The organism is Methanobrevibacter sp. (assembly GCF_045541095.1).
GTDB lineage: Archaea > Methanobacteriota > Methanobacteria > Methanobacteriales > Methanobacteriaceae > Methanocatella.
In genome coordinates this window covers 1-5,661 of record NZ_JAZQIJ010000214.1, presented here as the reverse complement: position 1 = coordinate 5,661, position 5,661 = coordinate 1, and the positions used below count along the sequence as shown (strand labels likewise).

General features: G+C 36.3%; 5 protein-coding genes. All 5 read right to left on the bottom strand.

Translation table 11 applies throughout. The features are described from left to right. Positions 1-132: 132 nt before the first annotated feature. Positions 133-444: a hypothetical protein gene (locus ACKI2P_RS09020; RefSeq protein WP_407377004.1), complete on the bottom strand. Its 312-nt coding sequence runs from the start codon at positions 442-444 to the stop codon at positions 133-135. Between the two features lie 158 nt (positions 445-602). Further along, complete coding sequence (locus tag ACKI2P_RS09015) at positions 603-2,765, bottom strand: hypothetical protein (RefSeq protein ID WP_407377002.1); 2,163 nt, start codon at positions 2,763-2,765, stop codon at positions 603-605. A gap of 192 nt (positions 2,766-2,957) precedes the next feature. After that, a complete protein-coding gene (locus ACKI2P_RS09010) occupies positions 2,958-3,830 on the bottom strand; it encodes a bifunctional class I SAM-dependent methyltransferase/HIT family protein (protein ID WP_407377006.1) in 873 nt (290 codons plus the stop codon). Next, positions 3,827-4,879 (bottom strand): HNH endonuclease domain-containing protein, encoded by a 1,053-nt coding sequence (locus ACKI2P_RS09005; RefSeq protein ID WP_407377000.1) that lies wholly within the window; start codon positions 4,877-4,879, stop codon positions 3,827-3,829. Before ACKI2P_RS09005 ends, ACKI2P_RS09010 begins: the two co-directional genes overlap by 4 nt. Before the next feature lie 14 nt (positions 4,880-4,893). Further along, positions 4,894-5,661, bottom strand: a 768-nt coding sequence (locus ACKI2P_RS09000; protein ID WP_407376999.1) for a hypothetical protein, incomplete at its 5' end; no start/stop codon positions are given.

Genomic DNA, 5,661 nt, shown 5'->3' with positions numbered 1-5,661 from the left:
ACACCAAAATCAGCAAGCGGCTTAATCACTTCGCTTTCATAATGCTTTTCGTACGACGGGGTTTTTCTTCCCCACACATCGAAAATGTCTTCACGGTATTTGTTGTTGCTACTAATTGGCATGGCTTTAGTTTTAGATGGATTCAACATAGGTTTGGATAGTGGACAGGTCTTTTTCATCAAAAGGCCGTGCTTTTTCGATGCGATATTTCTTTGCGTCAATCTCACTTAGACGCAGTTTGTCCAAAGTGGAATTTCCATCCGCATCTTCTATCAAGAAACTCTTGGTGACGATTATGGTCTGTTTGTTGATTCCAGCAATCACACCGAAAAAGTCGCTTTCCTTGGCCGCCGTAAACGATGACGTGGGAGCGTCGAAGATTAAAGGATAATCATTTTCATGTTTGACAGTAGTCAATTTGGCTACCGCGAACAGTAACGACATATACATAGTGGTCTTCAAGGCTGTGTTAGCATTGTATATGCGCGAGCCGTCTGTATCTATCAGAATAATCTCGGCACTTGAAGGTAGTGTTTCAACCAGTGTGTCCGAAGTCTGCTGACTTCAGAAATGCAACACTGAAGATAGCGTGTTCACTCAAATTATAATTGCTCAGATGATAAATCGACATCCGACTGATTCAGGTCAACAGAAACACCGTGATTTTTCAGAAACTCGTTTGTACGTTTATCTACCTCATTAAGAAAATTGGTATCGTATTCTGAAACTGAGTTTACCATTTCGGATTTAAAATGCTTGATTGATTCTTGGAATTCCCAATTCTGCATTTTATCAGAAGCAAAAAATATTATTCTATCAAGCACCCGCGCCCCTATTGTCAATGTTTTAGAACTAAACGAAGCCATTGAATGAATGAGCGAGGAAAACTCTTTCTCACTTATTGGTTTGGTCATCTCAGTGAGATTTAAAAAATTAAATGGTGTACTAACCCAGGTGTCTGAACCAATATTGTGAGCCACGTTAATCAAAGAACGATCGTATGTAAGAACCATCCAATGCTCATCATCCTTTAAAGCCCTTTCTCTAGTAAAATGAAGAGTAATGGCATCGTTTAACATTAAATTATCCGATTTGTCTATTTCATTTTCTTTTAAATAAAAACTATATTCGGTTTGTTCTTCTTTTAATTCATCGGAAGAATAGTGGGGTATTTCTTGAAAAACGATTCCATTCCGAGTAAATTTTGATTGGATATCATTCATTATCGCTCTTATCCATTCCTTATATTTCATTTTTGTACGAATAGAAGGGCTAAACGTGGCTAAATAGTCTATAAAACTTTCAGGCATGGATACTCCTTGTTGCTTTAGAGCGTAATAGTTTGATACAAATGCATTACTTGAATATCGCATTTCGTTCGGGTCGAGAGTTAAACCATCGAACATTCTAGCCATATGTAAATGTCCAGCACATTCCTTAATATAATAATATGGCACAAACAACCCAATACCTAGTTTTTTCGCTGTATCAATTGAACGAATAGCATTGTCAAAATAAGTATTTACTTTTCCTTTGTAAAGCAACGAGCATAGGAAAGGAATGCCTATTGTTGGCTCAACTATCATGTTTTCATCATGCCATGTACTGACTCCTAATGCTTTACAAGATATCAAAGGGTTTGTTCCTTCTAATGCAATGTACACGGAAGCACTAGTGATTTTTATCATCAAAGGATGAGTAGATGCGTTTGAAACTAATATATCAATAAGTTCATTCACTTGCTCTTTTGCAATTTTTTTCTTTTCAATCAAATAACTTTTCAGATTTGAATACCCGTTTTGATCTATTCTTTTCAAAAAACCATCAGCAAGAGAAGCATTTGCAGATTCTAATAAGACTAATTGATTACGCATATATATACTGGCCAACCACACAGACGCTTTTTGTGAATCCTCAATGGTCCATTCAACACCATAATCGTTCATAATATCAATTTGAGCAGCAGCTAAATCAGATAATTCTTTATCATATAGAATTTTCCTTGATTTAATATCAGACAATACATCATCTGCCGCAATCAATTTAGTTTCATCTTTAGGATGGTTATTAATTCTGCCTTTTCCTTTTAATGTATCTAATCTGTTTGACAATAATGCATCTTTTGTGGGAGGCAAACATAGTAATTCTACTACTTTATCAATTATCTCTTTTTTACTTAATCCATCTTCATTTTCTGAAAGGATTAGCAACAAGGCGTCATCGTAAATTTGGTTTTTCAAATTCCTAGTATCTTCGGATAGAAATGAATATGAATGAAGCGCCATTTCTTTATAATCTACTCTGGTTTTCTCAAACCGATGGAGGTCATCATACCCGATTCTGTCTAAAAACACACCCACCTTGTTACTATTCATCAATAAACCTGCTATTATTTTAGGCGGGTAAACACTTGTGGTAATGTCTAATTCATTTCCAATTTGATTCTCTAAAGTACGGCATTCTATTTCAGAATAATTATAAGTGCAGAGAAAATAAAACCTCTTTGCATGTAGCTTTTCAATACTTTTCTTTGCGTCTCTATATGCTTTTTTATCAACATCAGCTTTCTGTGTTGTGATTTGATATGCAGCAATATTTCGTTTACCTTCGTTGTCAAAAACCGCATAATCCGTTCCGCCATCATAAGACCCATCTACATTAATGGCAGTTAATTGAAAAATCTCATTCAAAACAATTTTGCATGCTATTTCAAAATCAGCTTTCCCAAATTTAGAGATGAGATTTGATAAGGTATCGATATCCATTGTTGTATTGTTAATTTCTTGTATAGCGCGCTTTCTTTTTGAGATTGCAAAGATATGGAATTAAAATGAAATATCACGAAGTTTCATGGGTATGGATCTAAAACTACACATTTCTCTCCTTAACTTTGATTTCATTTTATGGGTACATTTTTATATACAACAAAGACACGCTCTTCATTAGGTAAATATTTCTCAGTATGATTGTTTCCTTGGAATCACCCCTCTAACCCCGCCCTTAGGGTTCTCAACATCACCTTTATACCGAGGAATCAGGTGGATATGAACATGAAAAACGCTCTGCCCAGCGGCTTGGTTCACATTGATTCCCACATTGAAACCGTCAGGGTGAAATCGTTTCTCCAAAATGGTTTTGCAATGGTTCACCATGTGCCACAAATCTTGTTGCTCTTCATCTGTCAAGTCAAAATAGTTGGCCACATGACGCTTGGGAATTATTAGCGTATGCCCCTTACTCACAGGGTAACCATCAAAAAAAGCCAAAGCCGTAGAAGTTTCACAAACCAATTCGACCTTGGAATTCAATTTGCAAAATGGGCAATTGCTAGATAACTCGTATTTCTCTTTGTAGATGGTTCTATTAAAATGCTTGTATTCGTATATCTCACAATTCTCGTTGAGAAATATACTTTTATATGGCAGGACAACATTGCATTGATATGTTGGTTGTTTGTGTACATAATGAATTCGGAATCCCTCGCTTTTCAAGTCACGACGAACCGTGAAATAAGCTGTTCCTGTTGGTTTGAGCAATTCAGACACTTCCATCAATACCTCTGCCTGTTCTTTGGATTCAAGCACATTCAGAACATAATTGCAAATGATGGTGTCAAAACACTTTGTCGGGTATTCGGGACGATAATAATTGTCATAGCCCACAATATTGAAACCTTCCTTTTGAAGCTCGTCCGTATCAAAACCAAATCCACAACCAAAATCCAAAATCACGCCTTTCAGAAGGTTGTTTTGTTTGAGCCACCGCGTAGGAAACGAAATCGTTGTCCGTTCTTTTGCGGTCAAATGAGGATTGTTTTTGATCTTGTTCATTGCTGCCAATATTTGAATCCCATATTTTCCGCTATTTGCACCATTGGCGAAAAGGTTCGTCTAAATACATTGTAGAAATCAGGTTCAGAGAGTTTTACCAAGTCGGAAACAGAATCATAAACAATCAGATAATCTTCCAAAAGGGTATTGTTCGGGTTCTTTTTATACAATGTTTTTATGGCTTTTTGCTGAACGTTTGCGAATGGTCGCAAATACTTTTCCAATGGCGGAAGGTTGTTGCTTTTCGATGAATTGATGCTCGAATCGGCGGGGATCAGATTCCACAAAAGATTGTGCGACACGAAACTCCACGGCACGAAATGGTCGAGGTCATATTGTCTCGCAAATATCTGTTTGCCAGTATATATGCAACTTAAACTACCAACCGTCTCAATATAGGTGTTCCAATACTGACGTTGTTTCGTCAGCGAATCACGTTGAATCGGCTTGATGAGTTTTGACGGGACATCGGGGACATTGGGATTGCGCTTTTGCAGAAATTCGGTCAAGTTCCAGAAAGTGAAATCACGCAAAATGCTGTATTGTTCCGTCAGATAGTCAACCCAATTGTCATTGATTACAATATCATCGCCACAAATAGCATAAAGACAATTGTTTTCAAACCTTTGCGATTTGGCCACAACATCGTCATCGTAAGTGTATTTTATCCAAGGCGACAAAAAACGGTATGGTACATTGATAGTGAAAATTCGAAGAAACCTTTTTGTTTCATTCAGATTTTCAAGTAAATACTTCTTAATCTTTTCTTTGTCGGATTCAATTGAAATCTGAAACGTGTTTTGGATTTCAAGCGATTTGTCGAACAAAGAATCCGATTTGCCGAATGAGAGTTTGAAATAGTGAATCGGATACCAAGATTCCGCCACCATTCCAGCAATGATCTCCCAAAACGACATTTTTGTCTTCCGCTCTTTCACCACTATATCAAGCAGGGCCACAAACCAATAAAACTTGTATGTGGCTGTCGTGTTTTTGAAAACCTGCGACAATCGGGTGACGGGTAGTTTTATGTTTTCGGGCGACATCATCAAACTGCAATACCTTAAAACGGTAAGTCATCTATTTCCACTGGAGTGTTACGAACAAAATTACTCTTTACAAATTCTTCTTTCCATTCATCTTGCTTAAAATACTTCAATTTATTGCCTTCAAAAATCTCATCAGAAATATATAAATATAGAACGCCATCCGTAAAAACGGCTTTCCAACTATTATCCATCTTCACATATTTAAAACGATTTGAGCGAAGAAAATTCTCCAAATCTCGTTTCCCTTCTATGTAAAAGTTGTAATCTATTCTCAAAATCTCCTTCAATTTACCAATTAAAGGATGATTAAACATAATTATCTTGTTAACTTCCTCACCTCTCTCAAGATTTTCCTGTTTCAAATAATCAACCAAACTACGTAAGTTTTTAGCGGTGTCTTCAATATCTCGCAAGACAGAAATCTCTTTCATCCTACGACTATCCATTAAAAATTGTTTAAACAGCCCCGCTAATTGTTCTCTGAGGTATAGTTTTATGTCATCTGCCGTCTCAAATCCTTTGATGTTATTATTATTACGAAGACCTTTTATCTCTTCTATAAATTTGTAAATGTTAGGATTATCAACATAGCGGTATTTTATATCACTATTATTTTTATTTGCTAAATAGGTTTCATACTCTGTAAGAACATCCTTCTCGATAAAAATAAACACTTGTTTATGTTCTTCTAGTGCCGTTTTCAATTCCATTTGAGATACAGAATATTTCTTTGACAATTCATCTGTAACCGCCTCACTTCCATAAAGTCGGATCGTAGCCAT